Annotated in this window: 22 protein-coding genes and 1 riboswitch; of the genes, 8 read left to right on the top strand and 14 right to left on the bottom strand. The window is 70.0% G+C overall.

The genetic code is table 11. The features are described from left to right. Positions 1–72: 72 nt before the first annotated feature. The 5 genes from A2790_RS02310 to A2790_RS02290 all read right to left on the bottom strand — a co-directional run bounded on the left by A2790_RS02310 (position 73) and on the right by A2790_RS02290 (position 4684). Entirely contained in the window at positions 73–588 is a 516-nt protein-coding gene (locus tag A2790_RS02310; RefSeq protein WP_068878016.1) for a CarD family transcriptional regulator, read from the bottom strand. A gap of 287 nt (positions 589–875) precedes the next feature. Further along, a complete protein-coding gene (fdxA, locus tag A2790_RS02305) occupies positions 876–1217 on the bottom strand; it encodes a ferredoxin FdxA (protein WP_068878017.1) in 342 nt (113 codons plus the stop codon). A 119-nt stretch (positions 1218–1336) separates the two neighbouring features. Further along, positions 1337–1765, bottom strand: coding sequence for a DUF805 domain-containing protein (locus tag A2790_RS02300; protein ID WP_293387184.1), 429 nt, complete (start codon positions 1763–1765; stop codon positions 1337–1339). Positions 1766–1844: 79 nt separating this feature from the next. Then, the gene (locus A2790_RS02295) at positions 1845–2132 is read right to left on the bottom strand and encodes an RNA-binding S4 domain-containing protein (protein WP_293387182.1); all 288 of its coding nucleotides are present in this window, start codon (positions 2130–2132) and stop codon (positions 1845–1847) included. Continuing rightward, positions 2129–4684: a helicase-related protein gene (locus A2790_RS02290; RefSeq protein WP_293387180.1), complete on the bottom strand. Its 2556-nt coding sequence runs from the start codon at positions 4682–4684 to the stop codon at positions 2129–2131. The genes A2790_RS02295 and A2790_RS02290 overlap by 4 nt, the downstream gene beginning before the upstream one ends. A 169-nt stretch (positions 4685–4853) precedes the next feature. On the opposite strand from A2790_RS02290, the gene A2790_RS02285 reads away from it, so the two are divergent. Next, positions 4854–6680 (top strand): DUF885 family protein, encoded by a 1827-nt coding sequence (locus A2790_RS02285; RefSeq protein ID WP_293387178.1) that lies wholly within the window; start codon positions 4854–4856, stop codon positions 6678–6680. Here the strand turns inward: A2790_RS02285 and cdd are convergent. Continuing rightward, positions 6677–7081: a cytidine deaminase gene (gene cdd / locus A2790_RS02280; protein ID WP_293387177.1), complete on the bottom strand. Its 405-nt coding sequence runs from the start codon at positions 7079–7081 to the stop codon at positions 6677–6679. The genes A2790_RS02285 and cdd overlap by 4 nt on opposite strands. 205 nt (positions 7082–7286) lie before the next feature. Between cdd and A2790_RS02275 the strand changes: the two genes are divergently transcribed. Together A2790_RS02275 and A2790_RS02270 are read left to right on the top strand one after the other, a co-directional pair. After that, positions 7287–8174, top strand: coding sequence for a DUF481 domain-containing protein (locus tag A2790_RS02275; protein WP_293387176.1), 888 nt, complete (start codon positions 7287–7289; stop codon positions 8172–8174). Positions 8175–8229: 55 nt separating this feature from the next. Next, positions 8230–8847 carry a hypothetical protein gene (locus tag A2790_RS02270; protein ID WP_293387175.1) on the top strand — a complete coding sequence of 206 codons (618 nt, stop codon included), beginning with the start codon at positions 8230–8232 and terminating at the stop codon, positions 8845–8847. On the opposite strand, the gene A2790_RS02265 is transcribed toward A2790_RS02270, so the two are convergent. Genes A2790_RS02265 through A2790_RS02250 form a run of 4 tightly spaced genes read right to left on the bottom strand, consistent with a single transcriptional unit; the run spans position 8848 to position 12506 of the window. After that, positions 8848–9978: an ABC transporter permease gene (locus tag A2790_RS02265; protein ID WP_293387173.1), complete on the bottom strand. Its 1131-nt coding sequence runs from the start codon at positions 9976–9978 to the stop codon at positions 8848–8850. Further along, positions 9975–10892: an ABC transporter ATP-binding protein gene (locus tag A2790_RS02260; protein WP_293387171.1), complete on the bottom strand. Its 918-nt coding sequence runs from the start codon at positions 10890–10892 to the stop codon at positions 9975–9977. The genes A2790_RS02265 and A2790_RS02260 overlap by 4 nt, the downstream gene beginning before the upstream one ends. Before the next feature lie 13 nt (positions 10893–10905). Next, entirely contained in the window at positions 10906–11871 is a 966-nt protein-coding gene (locus A2790_RS02255) for an HlyD family efflux transporter periplasmic adaptor subunit (RefSeq protein WP_293387169.1), read from the bottom strand. Continuing rightward, complete coding sequence (locus A2790_RS02250) at positions 11868–12506, bottom strand: TetR/AcrR family transcriptional regulator (protein ID WP_293387167.1); 639 nt, start codon at positions 12504–12506, stop codon at positions 11868–11870. The genes A2790_RS02255 and A2790_RS02250 overlap by 4 nt, the downstream gene beginning before the upstream one ends. Positions 12507–12901: 395 nt before the next feature. Between A2790_RS02250 and A2790_RS02245 the strand changes: the two genes are divergently transcribed. The 3 genes from A2790_RS02245 (at position 12902) to A2790_RS02235 (ending at position 15268) form a co-directional block, all read left to right on the top strand. Continuing rightward, entirely contained in the window at positions 12902–13456 is a 555-nt protein-coding gene (locus tag A2790_RS02245) for a M23 family metallopeptidase (RefSeq protein ID WP_293387165.1), read from the top strand. 38 nt (positions 13457–13494) lie between these two features. After that, positions 13495–13697: riboswitch (cobalamin riboswitch) on the top strand. 111 nt (positions 13698–13808) lie between these two features. Beyond that, positions 13809–14351 (top strand): hypothetical protein, encoded by a 543-nt coding sequence (locus tag A2790_RS02240; RefSeq protein WP_293387163.1) that lies wholly within the window; start codon positions 13809–13811, stop codon positions 14349–14351. Next, the gene (locus A2790_RS02235) at positions 14348–15268 is read left to right on the top strand and encodes a cobalamin-binding protein (RefSeq protein WP_293387162.1); all 921 of its coding nucleotides are present in this window, start codon (positions 14348–14350) and stop codon (positions 15266–15268) included. Before A2790_RS02240 ends, A2790_RS02235 begins: the two co-directional genes overlap by 4 nt. A 2-nt stretch (positions 15269–15270) precedes the next feature. Here the strand turns inward: A2790_RS02235 and A2790_RS02230 are convergent, their stop codons facing one another. Next, positions 15271–16086 carry an isocitrate lyase/phosphoenolpyruvate mutase family protein gene (locus A2790_RS02230; RefSeq protein WP_293387161.1) on the bottom strand — a complete coding sequence of 272 codons (816 nt, stop codon included), beginning with the start codon at positions 16084–16086 and terminating at the stop codon, positions 15271–15273. Positions 16087–16367: 281 nt separating this feature from the next. On the opposite strand from A2790_RS02230, the gene rpmB reads away from it, so the two are divergent. Further along, the gene (gene rpmB, locus A2790_RS02225) at positions 16368–16664 is read left to right on the top strand and encodes a 50S ribosomal protein L28 (protein ID WP_068875638.1); all 297 of its coding nucleotides are present in this window, start codon (positions 16368–16370) and stop codon (positions 16662–16664) included. 85 nt (positions 16665–16749) lie between these two features. Here rpmB and A2790_RS02220 read toward each other — a convergent pair whose 3' ends face one another. Both A2790_RS02220 and cobT read right to left on the bottom strand, forming a co-directional pair. Continuing rightward, positions 16750–17733: an esterase-like activity of phytase family protein gene (locus A2790_RS02220; RefSeq protein WP_293387159.1), complete on the bottom strand. Its 984-nt coding sequence runs from the start codon at positions 17731–17733 to the stop codon at positions 16750–16752. Further along, a complete protein-coding gene (cobT, locus tag A2790_RS02215) occupies positions 17730–19679 on the bottom strand; it encodes a cobaltochelatase subunit CobT (RefSeq protein WP_293387158.1) in 1950 nt (649 codons plus the stop codon). Before cobT ends, A2790_RS02220 begins: the two co-directional genes overlap by 4 nt. Before the next feature lie 115 nt (positions 19680–19794). Between cobT and A2790_RS02210 the strand changes: the two genes are divergently transcribed. Then, positions 19795–19974 carry a DUF1328 family protein gene (locus A2790_RS02210; protein ID WP_068875625.1) on the top strand — a complete coding sequence of 60 codons (180 nt, stop codon included), beginning with the start codon at positions 19795–19797 and terminating at the stop codon, positions 19972–19974. Between the two features lie 37 nt (positions 19975–20011). Here the strand turns inward: A2790_RS02210 and A2790_RS02205 are convergent, their stop codons facing one another. After that, positions 20012–21190: a DUF3089 domain-containing protein gene (locus A2790_RS02205; protein ID WP_293387157.1), complete on the bottom strand. Its 1179-nt coding sequence runs from the start codon at positions 21188–21190 to the stop codon at positions 20012–20014. Between the last annotated feature and the right edge of the window lie 31 nt (positions 21191–21221).

Genomic DNA, 21221 nt, shown 5'->3' with positions numbered 1-21221 from the left:
AACTGGCGCCGGGCGCAAACGAAAACGCCCGGCCGTGAGGCCGGGCGTCTCGCGTTCGAAGCCGGAAGCCGATCAGGCCGCGGCGGCCTGGGTCTTGACCAGCGACTTGTTCAGCATGGCGATGGCCGCGTCGCGGTCGATGCGCTCGATGGCCGCGACTTCACGGGCCATGCGGTCCAGGGCGCTCTCATACAGCTGGCGCTCGGAGTAGGACTGCTCGGGCTGGTTTTCGGCGCGGTGCAGGTCGCGCACGACTTCGGCGATCGAGATCAGGTCGCCCGAGTTGATCTTGGCTTCGTACTCCTGCGCGCGGCGCGACCACATGGTGCGCTTCACGCGGGCGCGGCCCTTCAGGGTGGTCAGAGCCTTGGACACCACGCCGGTCTCGGCGAGGGAGCGCAGGCCGGCCGTTTTCGCCTTGGCGGTGGGTACGCGCAGCGTCATCTTCTCGTGGTCGAAGGTGATGACGTAGACTTCAAGCTTCAGACCGGCGACTTCCTGGGTTTCGATCCCTTGCACCTGACCCACGCCGTGGGCCGGGTAGACGACGTGATCGCCAACCGAGAATTCGTGACCGCTCTTGCTCATCGAGATACCTCTCTATCCGTCCGCGTCACCGCGGCACATCCGTCGGGCTCCGAATAAGCGAATAGCTGCCCTTCCGCGGGAAGGATCGCGGCAGCGCATCACTCTGAAATCGGAGCTGACCTCTTAAGACACCCTTCGCCCGCGCCGACGTGGGCGCCGGCCGGCTGTTCTAGCTGCAGACCGACGCAGGCGAAGCCTTCGTGTCGTGTCGTTCCCGACATTAACACAAAAATGAGCCGAAAGAAAGGGTTGCGCCGGCCCGGCCAGGGCGGGCGCGGAGGTCGGGTTCAGGACCCGCGGCCGGGCTTCTCGGAGAAGTATTTCTCGAACTTGCCGGTTTCGCGCTCGAAAGCTTCCTTGTCGGCGGGGGGCTCGCCCTTGACCGTGATGTTTGGCCACACCTTCGAGTATTCGGAGTTGATCCGCAGCCACTTGCCGTCCGGATCGTCTTCGGTGTCGGGCTTGATGGCGTCGACCGGGCACTCCGGCTCGCAGACGCCGCAGTCGATGCATTCGTCCGGGTTGATCGCCAGGAAATTCTCGCCCTCGTAGAAGCAGTCGACGGGGCACACCTCCACGCAGTCCATGAACTTACATTTGATGCAGGGATCCATCACGATGTAGGTCATGGCGGGTGCTTCAAGGCTCCGGCGGCGCCGCCCTGTTCGGGGGCGCGGGTTTTTCACGGCCGGACCGCGTCTTGTCAATGCGACGAGGCGTCAGGAATTCTGGAAACGGGGATAGGGGCCTAGCTGAACGTTTCGCTCAGGTCAGGGCGCTTGCGACGAAATAGCGGCCGGGACTCGCCGAACCGGTTTGGTCCGGCGTCGCCCGGCATCAGGCCTACGAAGGCGGTGAACGATACGCTGCCGACAAGCAACACCGCCTGGATGATCGGAGCCAGGAGCGGCGAGGCGGCCATGGCGACGCCGGCCGCAAGACCGACCGCCAATGGCGCCGCCGCCCACCAGCCGCTCTGGCCGAAGTCGTGAAACCGCCGGATCGTGAAGATCATCAGCGGCCCGGCGGCGACTGTCGTGCTGTATCCCGGAAGCAGGAGGCTCATTGCGAAAAAGAGCCCCACCATCATCCAGTACTCCCCCCGGCCGCCCCGGGCGGCCCAGTATTTTGGAGGGCTGGCGTTGGGATCTCGGGCGGGGATGCTGCGGCCGAACATCGATCAACTCCTGTGTCGCATCAGGAGGCATCGCTCGCCTTAAGATTGCGTCGGCAGATGTGGTGAATGGTCCGCGCGGTCAGTCGCCATCAAGTGTCGAGTAGAGCGTCCGCGCCTCTTCGGCCGGGCCGCGGCGGTCGCCCATGGCCTGGACCGTAACTGCGACCAGGCGGCCACCGAGGGCGAAGACGAGGTGGTCGCCCACCTTCAGCGGACGCGCCGGCTTGTCGAGGCGGTGCTCCTCCTGCCCCGCGCGGGTAATCCGGATGCGGCCGCTCTCGACGAACTTCGCGGCGAGGGCGCGGGTCTTGAAGAAGCGGGCGCGCCAGAGCCAGACGTCGGCGCGGCAGGCGTCGACCTCGCTCATGCCGACGCGGATCCGGCCGCCTTCCTTCGGCGCCGCCGGGGCCGGCGGGCGGGCGCAGGCTGGTCCTTGAGCGCTGCGAGGGCGGCGAAGGGCGAATGCGGCGCCGGCTGGCCGGCCGCGGCTTCGGCCTTGCGCTCGGAGCGGCGGCGCCAGCCGATCGGCTCGTTCTCGCGCGGCTTATTGGCGGGGGCGAAGCCCAGGCCACGCAAGATCGAGGCGGCCTCCTCGGCGCTCCAGCAAAGGGTCTCGCGCGCCTCGTCGGTGAGCACGGCGCCGCCGTTGCGCACCGGCGCAGCGCGCAGCAGTTCGTCCAGCTTCTCGAGTTGCTCGACGGGCGCGGCGAGCCCCTTCACCGCGCGCAGGCCATGGGCGGCGAGTACCCGGGGCGCCGGCGTGGCTGCGGGCAGGCGGCTGAGCTTGTCGGGCGGTGGCCGCCAGCCATCGGCCTCGCGCGCCGACATCGCCTGGGCCAACGCCCGGGCCTCGGGCCGCAGCAGGCCGGGCAGGTAGAGCGAAAAGGCGCCGATACGCACGCCCAGGCCCCGGAGCATCCGCCGCTCGACCTGGCTGAGGCCGCGGGTTTCGACGGCCACCTCGGCCCGGTCCAGAACCCCGCCGGATTCGATGAGGCGGTAGGCGACGCCGCGGGCCAGGCCGCGGATCTTGCCCTCGGCCACCGCCGCCTCCAGCCGCCGCAGCGGCGCCAGCCGGCGGCCGGCCTCGGCGGCGACGAACGCTTCCAGGCGGCGCGCGGCCCGCTGCCGCGCCGCGTCGTGGCCCAGTTCGCCCAGCAGCCGCACCCGGGGCGCGAACGGCTGGCCGCCGGTGATCACGCCCACGACCACGCCGTCCCACAGCACCGCCCCGTCCTGGCCCAGGCCGAACGCCTCGTCGGGCGCCGCGGCCAGGCGGCCCAGGCGGCGGCCGATCTCGGGCGCCACGGCATGCTGGGCGGCGGCCCGCAGGGCTTTCTCCTCCAGCAGGCTGCCGCCCTGAGCTGCCTCGAAGTCTACGCCGGAGAGCCGGCCCACATAGTGACCTTCGACCGTGACGGCGCCGTCCGCCGCGACGCCCGCCAACATCTCCTCCCGTACGCGCAGTCCCCGCATCAGGGCGCTGGTCCGCCGGTCGACGAACCGGGCCATCAGCTTCTCGTGCAGGGTGTCGGAGAGCTTGTCCTCCAGCCCGCGGGTCTGCTGTTGCCAGGATCCGGGATCGACCAGCCAGTCGGGCCGGTTGGCCACATAGGCCAGGGTCCGGACGCTGGCGAGCCGGGTCGCCAGGGTGTCGATCTCGCCGTCCGTGCGGTTCAGTTGCTCGTACTGGCGGGCGATCCAATCGTCCCCGATCCGCCGCCGCCGCTCGGTGAGCTGCAGGAAGAAGGCCTTCACCAGGCCCACGTGCTCCTCCCGCGCCACCTTGCGGAAATCGGGGGTCTGGCAGACGTCCCATAGGCGCATGAGGTTGGTCTTGTCGCGCGTGCGGACCTGCACGACCTCGTCCTCGGCCAGGGCCTTCAGGGTCGTTTCGTCCAGCGCCTCGGCGGAGAGCTTCAGGCCCTCGCGGTCGGGCAGCTTCGCCAGGCTGCGGATCAGGGCCGGCAGGGCGGAGAAGTCGAGCTTCGAATTGCGCCATTCGGCGCCGGCCACGGGTTCGAACGCATGATGCTCCACCGCCTCGACCAGGTCGGGGTCCATGTCCTCGGCTTCGCCGGTGACGCCGAACGTGCCGTCCTTCTGGTAGCGGCCGGCGCGGCCCGCGATCTGCCCGATCTCCTGCGGATGCAGGAAGCGGGTGCGCCTGCCGTCGAACTTCCGCAGGCCCGCGAAGGCCACGTGGTCGACGTCCATGTTCAGGCCCATGCCGATGGCGTCTGTCGCCACCAGGAAGTCGACCTCGCCCGACTGGTAGAGCGCGACCTGGGCGTTGCGGGTGCGGGGGCTGAGGCTGCCCATCACCACGGCCGCCCCGCCACGCTGGCGGCGGATCAGCTCGGCGATGGCGTAGACCTGCTCGGCGCTGAAGGCGACGACCGCCGAGCGGCGCGGCAGCTTGGTCAGCTTCTTCGGGCCTGAATAGGTCAGCTGACTGAACCGGTCGCGGGTCTGGATCTCGGCGTGCGGCAACAGGCGGCGCACGAGCGGCGCCATGGTCCCGGCCCCCAGCAGCATCGTCTCGGACCGGCCGCGCGCGTGCAGCAGGCGGTGGGTGAAGACGTGGCCGCGCTCGGGGTCGGCGCAGAGCTGGATCTCGTCGACGGCCAGGAACTCGACCTCGACCGAGAGCGGCATGGCCTCGACCGTGCAGACGTAATACTGCGGCCGTGGCGGGACGATCTTCTCCTCGCCGGTGATCAGGGCCACGCAGCGGGCCCCCCGCGCCTTGACGATGCGATCGTAAATCTCGCGCGCCAGCAGCCGCAGCGGCAGTCCGATCATCCCGGACGCGTGCCCCAGCATGCGCTCCACGGCCAGGTGGGTCTTGCCGGTGTTGGTGGGACCCAGCACCGCCACCAACCGGGACGGCGCCGCGCCCGAAGGGCGGTCGCTCATGGCTTCAACGTGGGATGGCCGGAGGAGTCGGGCAAGCGGCGCCTTGCCATCCGCGGCGAACAGCGGCGCCGATGTTCCGTGCAAACACCGTTCGGCGCTTAGGAATTGCGCAGCCGTCGCCGCCCGCTAGGGTCGCGCTCGATCGTTCGCTCATTCGGGATTCCCGCCCATGACCACCCGCCGCCACCTGCTCCTCACCGGGGCCGCCCTGGGGCTCGCCGCCTCGCCCCTGGCCGCCTTCGCCGCCGAGGGCGAAGGTGTGAACGACACGCGGCTCGCCGGGTTGCTCGATGCCTTCGTGAAAGAGATCCTGGCCGACGCGCCGCAGACCGCGAGCAGCCTCGGCAAGGACAAGGGGGCTGACGCGGCGCTGAAGCGCCGGCTCGACGACGTCTCGGCCGGCGGCCGGGCGAAGCAGGTCGCCGCCTATGCCGACCGCGCGAAGCGGTTGCGGGCTGTGCCGCGCGCCAGCCTGCGGGGCCGCGACCTGACCACCTACGACAGCGTGCTCTACGCCCAGGACGTGGGCGCCGAGGGCGGCCGGTTCGGATACGGCAAGGACTATGCGAACCCCTATGTGGTCAGCCAGCAGGACGGGACGGTGGTCAACACCGGCGAGTTCCTCAACGCCCAGCACCTGATCGAGACCCGCGACGACGCCGAGGCCTACCTCGCCCGTCTCGAGCAGTATGGGACGGCGCTGGACCAGGAGAGCGACCGGACCAAGGACGCGGCCGGCAAGGGCGTGGTCCTGCCCGACTTCCTTCTGGCCACGGCCTTGCGGCAGGGCGAGGAGGCTCGTGCCCAGGATCCTGCCGCCACGCGGTTGGTCGGCTCGCTGGCCGAGCGCGCCAAGGCGAAGGGGATCGACGGCGACTGGCAGGCCCGGGCCACGGCCATTGTGGCGCAGAAGGTGTTCCCGGCCCTGGAGCGACAGATCGCCGTGCTGAAGTCGCAGCAGCCCCGCGCGACCCATGACGCGGGGGTGTGGAAGTTTCGCGACGGCGCTGACTATTACCGGTGGGGCCTGAAGTACAACACCACCACCGACCGCGCCCCGGACGAGATCCACAAGGCGGGCCTGGACCAGGGCGCCGAGATCGACGCCATGATGGACGGCATCCTCAAGGCCCAGGGCTTCACCCAGGGGACCGTGGGCGAGCGGATGGGCGCCCTGACCAAGGACCCGAGGTTCGTCTATCCGAACACCGAGGCCGGTAAGCGCGAGGTGCTGGCCTATATCGAGGAGCGCATCGCCGCCATCCGGCCCTTCATCCCCAAGTTCTCGAAGCTCGACCTGAAGGCGCCCGTCGAGGTGCGCGCCGTGCCCAAGGAGATCGAGGCCGGCGCCGGCCTGGGCTACATGAACTTCGCCGCGCTCGATGGGTCGCGGCCGGCCATCTACTACGTGAACCTCAGCGACACCGCGAACTGGCCGAAATACACCCTGGCCAGCCTTTCGATGCACGAGGCGTTGCCGGGCCACGCCTGGCAGGGCGCCTACCTCGCCGAACGGCCGGGCGAGATCCACACCATCGCCTCGCTGATGAACTTCGGCGCCTTCACGGAAGGCTGGGCCCTCTACGCCGAACAGCTCGCCGACGAGGTGGGCCTCTATGCCGACGATCCGATGGGCCGGCTGGGCTATCTGCAGGCCCTGCGCTTCCGCGCGGCGCGCCTGGTGGTCGACACCGGCCTGCACGACAAACGTTGGACCCGCGAGCAGGCGGTGGCCTGGATGGTCGCCGCCACCGGCCGCTCGGTGGGCGCGATCACCAGCGAGGTCGACCGCTATTGCGCCAGCCCCGGCCAAGCCTGCGCCTACAAGACGGGTCACAACGAGATCGTGCGCCTGCGGGCAAAAGCCCAGGCGGCGCTGGGCGACCGGTTCGACCTGCGCGACTACAACGACGCGGTGGTGACCACGGGCGGTTGTCCGCTGGCGGTGCTGGAAGGGGTGGTGGATCGCTACGTGGCGGGCGCCAGGCCCGCTTAGCGCGGAGGCTCCAGCCGGAACCCGAGCGGCAGCAGGGCTTCGATGGCGTGCGTCTCGACGCGGCCGTCGGGGCCGACGCTGACCACTTCGCAGCCGGGCTCGGACAGCTCCCAGATCTTCTGCCGGCAGCCGCCGCACGGCCAGATGAGGCCGGGCAGGGACGAGGCCAGCCAGACCCGGCGGATCGCCCTGTGGCCGTGCGTCACCGCGGCCGAGATGGCGCTGGCCTCGGCGCAGACGCCCTGGGGGTACGCCGCGTTCTCCACGTTGACGCCGTAGTGGATCGAGCCGTCTTCGGCCTCCACGCCCGCGGCCACATGCACGCCGGAATAGGGCGCATGGCTGTGCGCCAGCAGGCGGCGCAGTTCCGCGGCGATGGCGGGCGGGGCGGCGGTCGGCATGTCGGAGAGGATCGTCCCAGGGCGTTGGAGGGACGGCGAAGTCTAGGCCGCTCGACCGCCTGCGTCCATGCGCCGGCGCCCGCGCGGCGCGCTTTGCACGGCCGGCGGACACGGCGCGCGCCATCTGGGGCCGCGGCGCCCAAAGGCCGCCGCGTTCTGCGGAGAATTGGCTAGGCTCCCGCCCTTTCCCGACTCGGAGCCCGGCATGCGTATCCTGCTGATGTCCGTCATCCTGGCCATTGCGCCTGGCGTCGCGCTGGCGGCGCCGCTTCCGGCGCCGGTGGCGCGGATGATCGAGGCCGCCGCCGAGACTCCCGGCGCCCTTGCGACCGTGGCCGAGGTGGCGCGCCGCACCCATCCGGAATCCCTGGGCGAGATCGACGCCCAGGTGGCGGCCCTGACCTCGCGGGCCGAGGAGGAGCGTGTCGCCCGGATCACCAGCCTGCGCTTCCGCGACGGCTGGAAGGGCGAGGGCCAGGCCGGAGGCTTCATCAGCACCGGCAATAGCGAGGACATCGGCGGCTCGGCGGGCCTGTCCTTCGCCAAGGAGACGCTGCGTTGGCGGCACGAGATCCGCGCGCAGGGCGACTACCAGCGCTCGGGTGGGGCAGTCTCGAAGGAGCGCTACTTCGCGGGCTACGCCGGCCAGTGGAAGCTCAACGGCCGCTCGTTCGTCGCTGTCTCGCTGTCGGGCGAGCGCGACCGGTTCGCGGGCTTCAGGAGCCGGTTCTCGGAAAGCGTCGGCTTCGGCTACCGGCTGATCGACCAGCGCGACCTGCGGCTTGACGTTCAGGCCGGCCCGGCGCTGCGCCAGATCAACTATTACGACCGCGGCGACGAGATCGCCTTCTCGGCGCGCCTGGGCGGCGACCTGTCGTGGACCATCCGGCCGGACCTCGTCTTCACCCAGACCGCAACGGTCTTCCTGGACTCGGTGAGCTCCTCACTCACCGCGACGACCGCGCTCACCACCAAGCTGCGCGGCGACCTCTCCGCCCGGGCATCGTTCGACGTGCGCGCCGAAACCGAACCCCCGGCGGGCCGCGAGCACACCGACACCACGACCCGGGCGAGCCTCGTCTACAGCTTCTGACCCTGCGTCGGATTGGCACAGGCTTTGCGCAGCGTCCCGCAACAGGGAGTTGCGTATGTCCATGTCCGTCAGCGGGGTCGGCAGTTCTTTCCCGGTCGATCGGGTCAAGCGCCACCATGAGGTAGATTCTGCCCTGACTGACATCTCGGCCACGCTCACGCCGATACCGCCGGACACAGCTCAGTTGCAGATGGTCCCCCAGGGCGCCCTGGTGCGTGTCGACGCGCAGCTCCTGGGTTCCTCGGAGATGTGGGGCGGCGACGCCCTTGATCGGGCGCGCGCGGCCCGCGCCTACGGCCTCGCCAGCATGTCGGAGGTCGGCACGCTGACGCCGAAGTCGCCGCCCGAGCGGATGCAGGAGGTCTCCGGGCTGGGCTTCATTTCCGGCGAGGTGTTTACGAGCGGCGATGCCAATGCGCTGAAGGACTACGTCCGCGACCAGGTCGCCGACGCCCGCGACGCCGCGCGCCGCGAGCGCGACCTGAGCCAGGAACTGGGCGCCGAAGTGCGGCTGGCGTTCGACCCGAACGTGGGCCGGGAGGTGGCGCTGACTGCGGGCGATGCAGGGTTCGACGCCGTCCGCGGCGCGCGGGCGATGTTCGCCGGCATGCACTCCGACCTTCAGAAGATGGGCCTGAACCCGGCCGACTTCCGCGACCTGCTGGCCGTCTAGTTAGTCCAGGGTGCGCCGGTAGCGCGCCATGGCCAGCGCCGTGACCACCAGGACGAAGGCGGTGAGCGCCGCGAGCTCGCGCCACTGGTCGCCGAGGCCCTGCGATTTCAGCAGCGAGCCGCGCACGACGCGCAGGAAGTGGGTCACGGGGATCACTTCCCCGATCCACTGCGCCCAGGCCGGCATGCCGCGGAACGGGAACATGAACCCCGACAGCAGGATCGACGGCAGGATGTAGAAGAAGCTCATCTGCATCGCCTGAAGCTGTGACCTCGCCACCGTCGAGATGAGAAAGCCCAGGGCCAGGGAGCCCGTGATGAAGAGGGCGATGCCGGCTGACAGGCCGATCCAACCTCCGCCCATCGGCACCTGGAACAGGGTCGCGGCCATGACCAGGATGATCGCGGTCTGCACCAGCCCTACGAAGACGTAGGGCGCTAGCTTGCCGATCATCACTTCGAGGGGCTCCAGCGGCGTGGAAAGCAGGGTCTCCATCGTCCCGCGCTCGGTCTCGCGCGTGACGCTGAGCGCCGTCATCATCACCAGCGTCAGGGACAGGATGATGCCCAAGAGGCCCGGGACGATGTTGTAGGCGGTGATGGCTTCGGGGTTGTAGCGGCGATGGACCACCACCTCGAACGGCGCCTCACCCTGCCGGGACGCGAGGGCGCCGGTAAGGTCGTGGCGCAGGGCGAGGTCGGGCAGGGCGGCCAGCGCGGCGACGGCGCCGCTCGTGGCCGAGGGGTCGGTGGCGTCGGCCTCCACCAGGATCTGGGCGCGGTCTCCGCGGGCGACCCGGCGGCTGAAGTCGCCCGGTATGGTCACCGCGAACTGGACCTCGCCATTGCGGAGCAGCCGGTCCAGTTCGGCCGGACTGCGCGCCTGGGCCACGAAGTCGAAATAGGCCGAGTTCTTCAGCGCCGCGACGATCGAGCGGGCATGGCGGCTGTCCTCCTGGACCAGGACGGCGGTGGGCAGGTGGCGCGGCTCGGTGTTGATGGCGTAGCCGAACAGCGTGAGCTGCACGACGGGGATCGCCAGCATCATTGCGTACGTGATCCGGTCGCGGGTGAGCTGCTTGAACTCCTTCACCAGCACGGCGAGCACACGGAGCCACGACAGGCCGCTCACCGGACGTTGTCCTGGCTCTGGCTCATGAGCTGGATGAACACGTCCTCGAGCGTGGGTGGGACCTCGCTCCAGCGATAGGGTTCGCGGCGGTAGGGCCTCACCGCCGCTTCCAGGGCGGCGCGGTCGGTCCCGCTGACATGGATCGCCGCGCCGAAGGCTGCCGCCGTCTCGACCCCCGGTGCGCCGGCCAGGTCGTGCGCCAGCCGGTCGGCGTTCGGACCCTCGCCGTGAAGGGTGACCAGGCCGGACCCGGCGATCACCTCCGCCGCCGTTCCGCGGGCGATCAGCCGGCCGTAGCTGATGTATGCGATCTCATGGCACCGCTCGGCCTCGTCCATGTAGTGGGTGGAGACCAGGACGGTCAGGCCCTCGGCGGCCAGGGCGTGGATCTCGTCCCAGAACGTCCGGCGCGCCTTAGGGTCGACGCCGGCCGTGGGTTCGTCCAGCAGCAGCAGCCGGGGCTCGTGCAGGGTCGCGGCGGCCAGGGCCAACCGCTGCTTCCAGCCGCCTGAGAGCGTGCCTGCCAACTGGCCGCGCCGCGACGTCAGTCCCAGCCGCTCCAGCGCCGCATCGACCCGTTCGCGCCGGCGGTCCAGGCCATAGACCCGGGCCGTGAACTGCAGGTTCTCGGCGATGGTCAGGTCCTCGTAGAGCGAGAACTTCTGGGTCATGTAGCCCGTCCGCCGCTTCACCTCGTCGGCCTGGGCGATGATGTCGAAGCCCAGCGCCTCGCCCGAGCCGGAGTCCGGCGTCAGCAGCCCGCACAGCATCCGCAGGGTGGTGGTCTTTCCCGAGCCGTTCGGCCCCAGGAACCCGCAGATCCGTCCGGCTTCCACCTGGATGGTGACGTCGTTGACGACGTGCTTGTCGCCGAAGGATTTGTTCAGGCCGTGGACGTCGATGGCCAAGGTCATGTCGTGCGGCGCCTCACGACAAGGGCTCTACGTCCACCGGCTGACCGGGGTTGAGCCGCGCGCTGGGGCGGGCTTCGACCAGGTAGACCAGGCGGTCGCGGGCCTCGCGGCTGTAGATCACCGGCGGCGTGAACTCCGGCCGGGGCGCCACGAACTCGATGCGGGCCGACAGTCCGCTGGCGCAGCCGTCGCAGGCGAAGCGGACCGTGCGACCGATGCGATAGGCCGCCCGATCTCGCTCGGGCACGAAGAAGCGCACCTTGATCCGCTCGTCCGGCAGCAGGGACAGGATCGGCTGGTTGGCCGGCGCCCATTCGCCCGGGTGGAAGAACACGTCCTCGACCCGCGCCCTGGCCGGCGCGCGCGGCGCGACCTCGGCCAGGCGGGCGGCGGCGCCCGTCACCGCGGCCTGGGCCTGCGTCACACGGGCGTCGGCGGCGCGCACCTGATCCTCGCGGGCGCCCAGCAGCGCGGCGTCGCGCTGCTTTCGGGCAGCCCGCACCTGGGCGTCGGCAGCTTCGGCGGCGGCGCGGGCGTCGTCCAGGCGGGCCGGCGCATACCAGCCCTGTCGGACCAGGGGCTGGACCCGGCGCAGGTCGGCGTGGGCGTCGCGGGCACGGGCCTCGGCGGCTGCGATGTTGGCCTCGAACACCGCCAGCTCCGCCGGCCGCTGGCCCTTGCGGGCGTCCTGCGCCTGAGCCTGGGCGGCGGCGGCCTCCGCAGAGGCCTGGTCGGCCTGGGCGCGCACCTGGGCGGGGTCGACGACGAACAGCGCCTCACCGGCCGCCACGTCCTGGCCGCGCACCACGCTCACCTGGCGAACCGTTCCGGCGACCGGCGCGGCCATGTACAGCGGCTCGCCCTCGATATAGCCGGAGAGGGTGGCGGGCCGGTCCATCCGCGGGACCCAGATGACCAGGCCGGCGATCACGGCGGCCGCGCCGATCAGGCCGGCCACCAGCAGGCGCTGACGGTTCATGGGCGGGCTCCTTCCGTGAGCAGGCCCAACAGCAGGGTGTCGATGTGCTGGCTCATCACGGCCGGCAGGTCGAACGGCTCCGCGCCGACCGGCACGAAAGTCTCGCGCCAGAGCACCGCGACGAGCAGCGGGGCGATGAGCTGCAGAGCGTAGATGCGGGGATCGCCGGGCTTGACCTCGCCCCGCGCCTGGGCGGCGGCAATGGCGGCCGTCAGGGTCCCGAGGGCCTGGGACACCAGTTCATCGTGCCAGACCCGCGCGATTTCCGGGAAATTCCGCGCCTCGCCGACCACCATCTTCAGTACGCAGCCCAGCGGCGTGTGCGTGACGATGCCGGCGATATGGCCAGTCACCCCGCGCAGGAGGTCGGCGAGCGGGCCGGGATGGGCAGCGGCCATGGCCTTCACCGCGACGACGTTGGGTGCGATGGCCTGGCCGACGACGGCGCGGAAGATGTCTTCCTTGGTCTCGAAGTAGAGGTAGATCGCGCCCTTCGACACCCCCGCTTGGCGAGCGATGTCCTCCAGCTTCGCCGCCGCGAACCCCTTTTCAGCGAACACCGCGAGGGCGGCCTGCACGATTTCCGCGGGCCGATCGGCCTTCCGTCTACGGAACTTGGGCGCGCCGGCGTCCATGGGATGTGCTTTCTAAATAACTGACTGGCCGTTTAGTAACAGGTGCCGCTGAACGGTGCAATGGGAACCGTGTTCGCCCGGCGGCGACCGGTCGCATGGTTAAATTTGGCGGCTTCGCCTATTTTTCGCCCCGGTCCGAAGCCAGGACCCATCACATCGCTGCATTTGGCGCGGCGTTCCAGTCAAACCGCCACGAAGCTTGGCAATAGTCCAGGTGCGGCGTGCATTTGTTGAGTGAAGGATCCTGGATGAAGTTGGGCGTTCCCGCGCGTTTGCTTGAGTTGGTCGAAACGAAACCTGCGCTGTTGGTATCTATAGTCGCGCTTGTCACCGCGACAGCTGCTGCTGCGGCGCCGCTCAGCCAGCCGGAGCATCGGATCACTCTGGCGACAGCCGTGGAACGCGCCATGGAGCAGGCGGATCCCCCCGCCGAACCCGCGCCGATGGAACGGGTCTGGGACGGCGCAGACGTCGATGGCGACGGCCGCGCGGACTTCGCCAATCCGACCGGACTCGAGCCTCGCGAGCACGACGCCTATGGCGCCGGCCAGTTCGGGGCCCGCCGCGACGGCGGCAGCCGCCGGCACGAGGGCGTGGACTACCGCGCCGAGGCGGGCCAGGACGTCGATGCGCCGATCTCCGGCTATGTCACAAAGATCGGCTACGCCTATGCGGGCGATCAGAGCCTGAAGTTCGTCGAGATCACCAATCCGGCCCTGAACTACGCCGCCCGGGTCTTCTACCTGAAGCCGACCGTCGACGTGGGCGACGCGGTGGCCATCGGGCGGCCGATCGGCAAGGCGCATTCGCTGCAGCGGAAGTACCCGGGCGGTATGACCGACCACGTGCACCTGGAGATCATCGACCGGCGCGGCGCCCGCCTCGACGCGACCCGGATGATCGTTGCGCAATACCGTCCCGCGACCACCACCCTCGCCGCCGCCGAGTAGGCGCAGGGCCGCCGCGCCTTGACCGCTCCGGCCGCGCCGGGGCAATCATCGCGCGTGGCGCCCGCAAGGGCTCAAAAGGGAATGCGGTGCGTGCGCTCGCGCACAAGGCCGCGGCTGCCCCCGCAACTGTAAGCGGCGAGTCGAAGACCAACACAGCCACTGGGGTCGAAAGGTCCTGGGAAGGCCGGTCCGAGGCGACGAGCCGCGAGCCAGGAGACCTGCCACAAGCCGTGGTCACGCGCGACCACGTCGGACGGGGTGCGCCGATGTGGATGGACCGGCTCGGGGGCTTCTCCGGGGGCGCCCATGTTCGTCGCGGTGACGTGTCACGTTCGCCGCGAGGTTTCGGCCCATGTCTTCCATCGTTTCTCCACCCTCCCGTTCGGGCCTGTGGTCTGCAGGTCTCGTCGCCCTGGTCGTGGGCGGCTCCTTCCTGGCCGGCTGCCTGGAGCCCCTGGTCGCCGTGGCGGTGATCGCCGCCGGCGCCCTGCCGCTGGGCCGGGCGCTCCTGCTGACAGCCGCCGTCTGGCTGGCGGGCCAGGCCGTCGGCTTCGGCCTGCACGACTATCCGCGGGACGCCCAGACCGTTTCGTGGGGCGTGGGGCTGGGCGTCGCCGCCCTGGCCGCCACGCTTGCCGCCGCGCCGGCGTCGCGGGCCTTCGCGGGCCAGCCCGTATGGCTGCGGGCGGGCGCGGCCTTCGTCGCCGCCTTTGTGGCCAACCAGGTCGTGATCCTGGGTGTGGAGCAGGTCGTCACCGGCGCCTGCGAGGTGCGGCCCGGGGTCATCAGCCTCGTGGGCCTCGTCAACGCCGTCTGGCTGGCGATCCTGCTAGCGATCGACGCCGCCCTGCGCCGCGCCGGCCTGACGCTCCCGGCCTTCGGGCGGGCGGCATGAGCGGGCTCCGCATCGTCTCCTTGTTGCCCAGCGCCACCGAGATCGTCGCCGCGGTCGGCATGGCCGACCACCTCGTCGGCCGCTCGCACCAATGCGACTTTCCTCCGCAGGTGCGGCATCTGCCGGCGCTGAGCGAAACCAAGGTGCGCCTGGACGGCACGTCCCGCGACATCGACCGCCGGGTAAACGAGATCATCGCCCAGGGCGTCTCGGTCTATCGCGTCGACGCCGAGCGCCTGCGGGCGCTGAAGCCGGACCTGATCCTGACCCAGACCCAGTGCGCCATTTGCGCGGTCACGCCCGGCGACCTGGAGGACGCGTTGTGCGAATGGACCGGCATGGCGCCGGCCCTTGTTTCGCTGGAGCCCAACGACCTCTCCGACGTCTGGGGCGACATGCGCAAGGTGGGGCAGGCGCTCGGCGCGGACACCGCGGCGGAGCGGGCCATCGCGACGCTGCAGGGCCGCCTGACCGCAATCCGCGAAACCGCCGGGCGCGCCGCCTACCAGCCGACCGTCGCCGCCATCGAATGGATCGATCCGCTGATGGCCGGCGGCAACTGGATGCCCGAACTGATCGAAGCGGCGGGCGGCCAGAGCCTGTTCGCCACGCCGGGCCAGCACTCGCCGTGGCTGGACTGGGGCGCGCTGGCCGCGGCCGACCCCGACGTCATCCTGCTGCTTCCCTGCGGTTTCACCATCGAACAGAGCCTGGCGGACCTGCCGCAGCTGCAGGGGCGCCCCGAATGGGCGGCGCTTTCCGCCGTGCGCCGCGGGCAGGTCTACGTCATCGACGGCCACCACTACTTCAACCGGCCAGGGCCGCGGCTGGTGGAGTCGGCCGAGATGATCGCCGAGATTCTCCACCCCGACCGGTTCGCCTTCGGTCACGAAGGCCGGGGCTGGGTGCGGCTGTAGCCCTACGGCCGGAGCAGGGCGTTCAGTTCGGCGCCCGTGGCCGCCTCGCCCAGACGGTCGAAGCGGCCCTCGATGGCGATCTCGCGGGCGGCGCCGAGGAAGCCGGCCCAGGCGACCCGGGCGAGGGCGCCGCCGACGCTGATCCGCCGCACGCCCAGGTCGGCCAGCTCCGCCACGGTCAGTCCCTTGGTCCACATCAGGACGTTCAGCGGCTTCGGCGCCACGGCCCCGACCGCTGCGGCCACGTCCTCCGCCGTCCGCAGGCCAGGCGCATAGAGGCAGTCCGCGCCCGCCTCTGCGAGCAGGACGAGCCGGTCCAGCGTCTGCCGCAGGTCCATCTGGCCGATCAGCAGTCCCTCGGCCCGCGCCACCAGGACCGCGCCCGATCCCTCGGCGTCCACGGCGGCCCGCGCCGCCTTCACGCGCTCCACAGCCAGCGCCGTCTCGTAGAGGGGCTTGCCGCCATCGTGGCTCATGTCCTCGATGGACAGCCCCGCCACGCCCGCGTCCAAGGCCAGGCGCACGTTTGCGGCCACGGCCTCCGGCGCGTCGGCATAGCCGTTCTCGAAGTCGGCGTTCAGCGGCAGGTCGGTGGCGGCGGCCAGGACTGCGAGGTGCGCCAGCATGTCGGCGAGCGGGACCTCGTTGTCGAGCCGGCCGGTCGACCAGGCGAATCCAGAGCTTGTTGAGGCCAGGGCGGGGAAGCCCAGCGCCTGCAGCATCCTCGCGCTGCCCACGTCCCAGGGGTTCGGGATCACGAAGCAGCCGGCTTCGTGCAGCTTCCGGAATCGCGCGCGCTTCTCGGACGGAGTCGTCATCGGACCCTCCCACGGCAAGGCTTAACGCTGGAAGCTGAAGCAGAGAACGGGCGCGAAACGAATCGCGACCGAATCACTGACTCGCAGCGATTCAGCTTTCGTTCCCTACGACATATTGTATCTGAATCGCTTCGGCCCACAACGAGGCTTCATCTTCGGGCGCGACCGATTGGACTTCTTTCCGCCTCGCCTTGACGCGGAAGGGGGCCTTCCTCTATATCGCCCGCTCCTTGCGCGGACCTAGTCCGTCGCACATCCATTTCCACGCGAAGGTATTCGCTATGTCGCGCCGCTGCGAAATCACGGGTGTCGGGCCGATGGTCGGCCACAACGTGAGCCACTCGAACATCAAGACCAAGCGCCGGTTCATGCCGAACCTGGTGGCCACCACCGTTCAGTCGGAGGCGCTGGGCCAGTCGTTCAACCTGCGCATCACCAACGCGGCGCTGCGCACCCTGGACTTCCGCGGGGGCCTCGACGCCGTCCTGCTGAAGGCCAAGGACGAGGTCCTCTCGGCCAAGGCGCTGAAGATCAAGCGCCAAGTGAAGGCCAAGCTGGCCGAGCAAGCCGCGGCCTGAGCCGTCGCGCTCTGAGAGTTTGAAAAGGCCGCCCCTTACCGGGCGGCCTTTTTGCTTGTGGCTTTCGCGGCGCGGCCGGTGGCGCTTAGGGGCGCGTCCAATCGAAGGCCAGCAGCAGGGTCCGCTGGCCCGTGGGCCGGCCGTCGTAGAAGCCGAAGTTGTCGTCCGAGACGAGGTAGAATCGCACGCGGCCGTCCGGCTGCGGCGCGGCCGCAAGGCCTTCCAGGTTGTCCACGGTCAGCGGCCGGGCGATCTCCAGGCTGTCGACCAGCCGGCCGGTCCGGTCCAGGATCCGAAGCTGGACCACATTGCCCCGCAGCACCGAATAGCTCCGCAGCAGGTAGGCCAGCCCACCGCCCGGCAGGTTGTCCATCGCCACCAGTTCCGAGCCGGCGAGGTCCAGGTCGCGGTCGCGGACGCAGGTCGTCGAGATTCGGCAGACGAAGGTCCAGCCGCGGTCTTCCAGTCCCACGCGATAGGCGTCGGCGGCGACGTCCGGGGCGGCGATCAGCGCCTCCATCCCCTTGTTGTCGGTGAACTTCACATCGGGCTGCGGAACCGGGCGGGGCAGGGCGCCGTCCCTGGCGAACAGCAGGATCCGGTCGTGCTGCTCAAAGCTGACAAGGATGTCGCCGTTCGCGAGCCGGGCGATCCCTTCCGAGTCGTACTCGCGCTGCCCGCCGACGTAGAGGTCGGCGCCGGTCGTCTCCTTCAGGGCGATCATCGTGGCGTCGGTGAGACCGGCCAGCCGGCCGTTGGCGTCCAGCACGACGCGGGCTTCCAGCAGGTCGGATTGATCGCCGATCGCCAGCAGCCGACCGTCCGGCGAGACCTTCAGGTCTGAGAGCCCATGCAGCCGGCTCGTCTGGCGCGAAGTGAGCACCAGGCCGCCGGCATAGGTGAAGTTGCCGATCCGCTCACGGCCCGGATCGCTCGGATCCATGGGTACGGCCTCGGCGTCCACCTGTATCGCCGCCCCGACGGCGACCGGCTGCAGAGGCAGCGGCGCCATCGGCGCCGCGCACGATCCCAGCGCCAGCGCGAGCGCCAGGCCGGCGATCCGCCTCAAGCGGTGGCCCTCCGGACTTCCTTGAAGGTCGAACGCCGCGCCGGCCCCTGCGGCCCTTGAGTGTTCGGCGGCGGCGCCAGCAGGTTGGCGTTCTTGCGCGTCACCCGCCGGACCTCCTCGTCGAACAGGTCGGCGAGCTGTTCAACCATGGCCCCGGCGAGCTGCTCCACGTCCACGATGGTCACGGCGTTCTTGTAGTAGCGGGTGACGTCATGGCCGATACCGATGGCGATGAGCTGGACCGGGCTCTTGGCCTCGATCTCCCCGATCACCTCGCGCAGGTGGCGCTCCAGGTAGTGGCCCGAGTTCACCGACAGGGTGGAATCGTCGACCGGAGCCCCGTCCGAGATCACCAGCAGGATCCGGCGCGCCTCCGGGCGGCCGATCAGCCGCTGGTGGGCCCACATCAGGGCTTCGCCGTCGATGTTCTCCTTCAGCAGGCCTTCGCGCATCATCAGGCCGAGGTTGCGTCGGGCGCGGCGCCAGGGCGCATCGGCGGCCTTGTAGATGATGTGGCGCAGGTCGTTCAGGCGGCCGGGCTGGGCGGGCTTGCCGGCCTTCAGCCAGTCCTCGCGCGAGGAGCCGCCCTTCCAGGCGCGCGTCGTGAAGCCCAGGATCTCGGTCTTGACCCCGCAACGCTCCAGGGTGCGCGCCAGGATGTCCGCGCAGACGGCGGCCACCATGATCGGGCGGCCCCGCATCGAGCCCGAGTTGTCGATCAGGATGGTGACGACCGTGTCCCGGAACTCGGTGTCCTCCTCCTCCTTGAAGGCGAGGGACGCGGTAGGGTCGGTGATCACCCGCGTCAGGCGCGCAGTGTCCAGCAGGCCCTCCTCCAGGTCGAAGGACCAGGAACGGTTCTGTTGCGCCAGCAGCTTGCGTTGCAGCCGGTTGGCCAGGCGCGAGACCACGTTCGACACGCTGGCCAATTGCTGGTCGAGATAGGCCCGCAGGCGGGTCAGTTCCTCGGGATCGCACAGCTCCTCGGCGGCCACGATCTCGTCGTGGGCGGTGGTGAAGACCTTGTAGGTGATCGCGCGGTTGTCGCCCGACGGGTCCGGGCGCGCGGGCTGGTCGCCGTCGCCCATGTCCGGCGGTTCGTCGGTGTCCTCGGCGTCGGGATCTTCCTCCGACTGCATCATCTGGCTGTCGGCGTCCTCGGCCTCGCGGGCCGTGGTCTCGTCGTCGTCCATCGCCGTCTGCTGCGGCGACTGGCTCTCGCCCTCGCCGTCGTCGTTGTCCTCGGAGGCCTCGGGGTCGCCCTCGTCCTTGCCCTCGCTGTCGTCGTCGGGCTGTTCCGGCGCGTCCGACAGGTCGTCGCCCATCTCCAGGTCGCGGATGATCGCCCGGGCGATCCGCGCGAAGGCCTTCTGGTCGTGAAGCGTGCCTTCCAGCTTCTCGAGGTCCTCGCCGGCCTTGGCCTCGATGTCGCCGCGGAACATGTCCACCAGCGCCCGCGCCGTCGGCGGCGGCGGCTCGCCCGTCAGGCGCTCGCGGACCATCAGCGAGACGATCTCGGCCAGGGGCGGGTTCGCCATGGCCTCGACCTCGTTGTAGACCTTGCGGGCCCAGGCGTGATCCATCACCGCCTTCAGGTTGCCCTTCACCCCGCCCATGGCGTTCGCGCCGATCGCCTCGATGCGGGCCTGCTCCAGGGCGTCGTAGATCGGCTGGCCGGCGCCGGACCGGGGGCGGGTCTTGGCGTGCGCGGCCGGGTCGTGGTGGGCGATGCGCAGGGCCATCTGGTCGGCCAGGCCGCGGATGCGGGCGGCGTCCTCGGGCGTCAGGTCCCGCGGCGGGTGTGGCAGCACGGCCCGGTTGCCGGAGAGCTGCGGCCCCTCGCCGGAGTAGACGATCTCCAGGTCCGGGGTCTCGGCCAGCGAACGCGCGGCATGGGCCAGCGCGCGCTTGAAGGGCTCCAGGGGGCTTTCCGGGTTCTTCGCCATGTCAGTCGGTCATAGATCAGGCGTGACCCGGGGTGAAACAAGGAATCGTGTCCTGGGGAACGGTGAAGGTTCCCCAGCGTTTCCAGGGCCGAGTTTCGGACTGAGGAGAAACCTGATGCTGAAATGGGCCCTGATCTTCGCGATCGTCGCCATCGTGGCCGGCGCGCTCGGCTTCGGCGGCATCGCCGGCGCTGCGGCCGGTATCGCCAAGCTGCTGTTCTTCGTCGCCGTGGTCGGCTTCCTGCTGTTCCTGGCGCTCGGCGTGTTCGCCGGTCGCAAGCTGACCGGACGTTAGCAAATCGGGGCGCGCCGAAAGGCGCGCCCCGTCGCTGCTACTTCTTCGCCGCGTAGGCCTTGGCCTGCCGGCCCACCAACTCGACCAGATCGCCCATAGCGATGTTGGCGTCGATCAGGTGCAGGCCCCAGTCCTGAGCGACCACGCCGCCCGGACCGGTCACGTCGCCGCTGATCGTGTCGGTCCGAGGATCCGCCGGGTCGGCGTTAACGTGCGCCTCCAGATAGTTGAAGCCGTTCTTCGAGACGCAGCCGCCGGTGATCAGGCCGGGGAGGGACACGAACGGCGTCTTCGGGTTGGGCTTATCCTTCACCCAGGTCGGCGTCGCCGCCGAAGCGCTGGCGATCTCCATCCCGTTCGACAGATAGGCATGCAGTTCCTTGCGGCCCAGCAGCGCGGCCGGGTTGACGCACGCCGCTTCCATGTCCGGGTTCGCCACCTTGCCGAAGCGGGTGTTTGCGGGTGGCGGTATGGTGTCGCGGAAGGTGACGTAGCTGATCGCGCAGCCGGTCTGGTCGGCCGACTTGCACAGCGGGATCGTCTTGAAGGCGCCCGTGTCCTGGCCCTTTGTCACCGGCAGGTTCGAGCCCAGGATCAGCGCGGAGACCAGCTGCTTCTGCACCGGCTTGCCTTCGATCTCGGCGGGGATCAGCCGCTGAAGAAGGCCGGAGCCCTGACTGTGGCCGATCAGGACCACCCCGCGGCCCTTGTTCTGTGTGGTCAGATAGTGGTTCCACGCGTCGACCACGTCATTGTAGCCCACCTGACGCACGGCTGGGTCAGCGGCGCCCGGGATAGGCTTGCCCTCCACCATGGCCCGCAGGGCGGTCAGGGTGAACTGCCGGTAGATCGGCGCGAAGATCCGGCATTTCGAGCCGAAGCGGGCCAGCTGCTGCTTCACCACGTTCAGCTCTTCGGCGTTGGCGGTCATGTCCGAGACCACGCCGGGGTCGTTCGAAACCGTGGGGTAGACGTAGAAGCAGTCGATCGGCGCCTTGGGGTCGGCCTTGAAGGCTTCGACGCTGGACGAGCCGTCGGCCTTGACCACCGTCGTCGACAGGTCGATGGCGCAGGCGTCGCCCGCCTTGCCGGGCCAGCACAACCAGGCCTCGGGCTTGGCGTAATCGTTCTTGGGATAGGTGCTCTGCGCCGCGGCGGGCAGGGCGGTCAGACCCGTGGCGGCAAGGGCCAGGATGGCAAGCGATCGTAGCGTCATAGTCTCCCCCGGAAGGCTTCTGATTTTCGAA

The sequence above is a fragment of the Phenylobacterium sp. RIFCSPHIGHO2_01_FULL_69_31 genome (assembly GCF_001824475.1).
GTDB lineage: Bacteria > Pseudomonadota > Alphaproteobacteria > Caulobacterales > Caulobacteraceae > Phenylobacterium.
The sequence above is the reverse complement of the archived record's forward strand: the minus strand, read 5'-3'. Positions and strand labels throughout refer to the sequence as shown.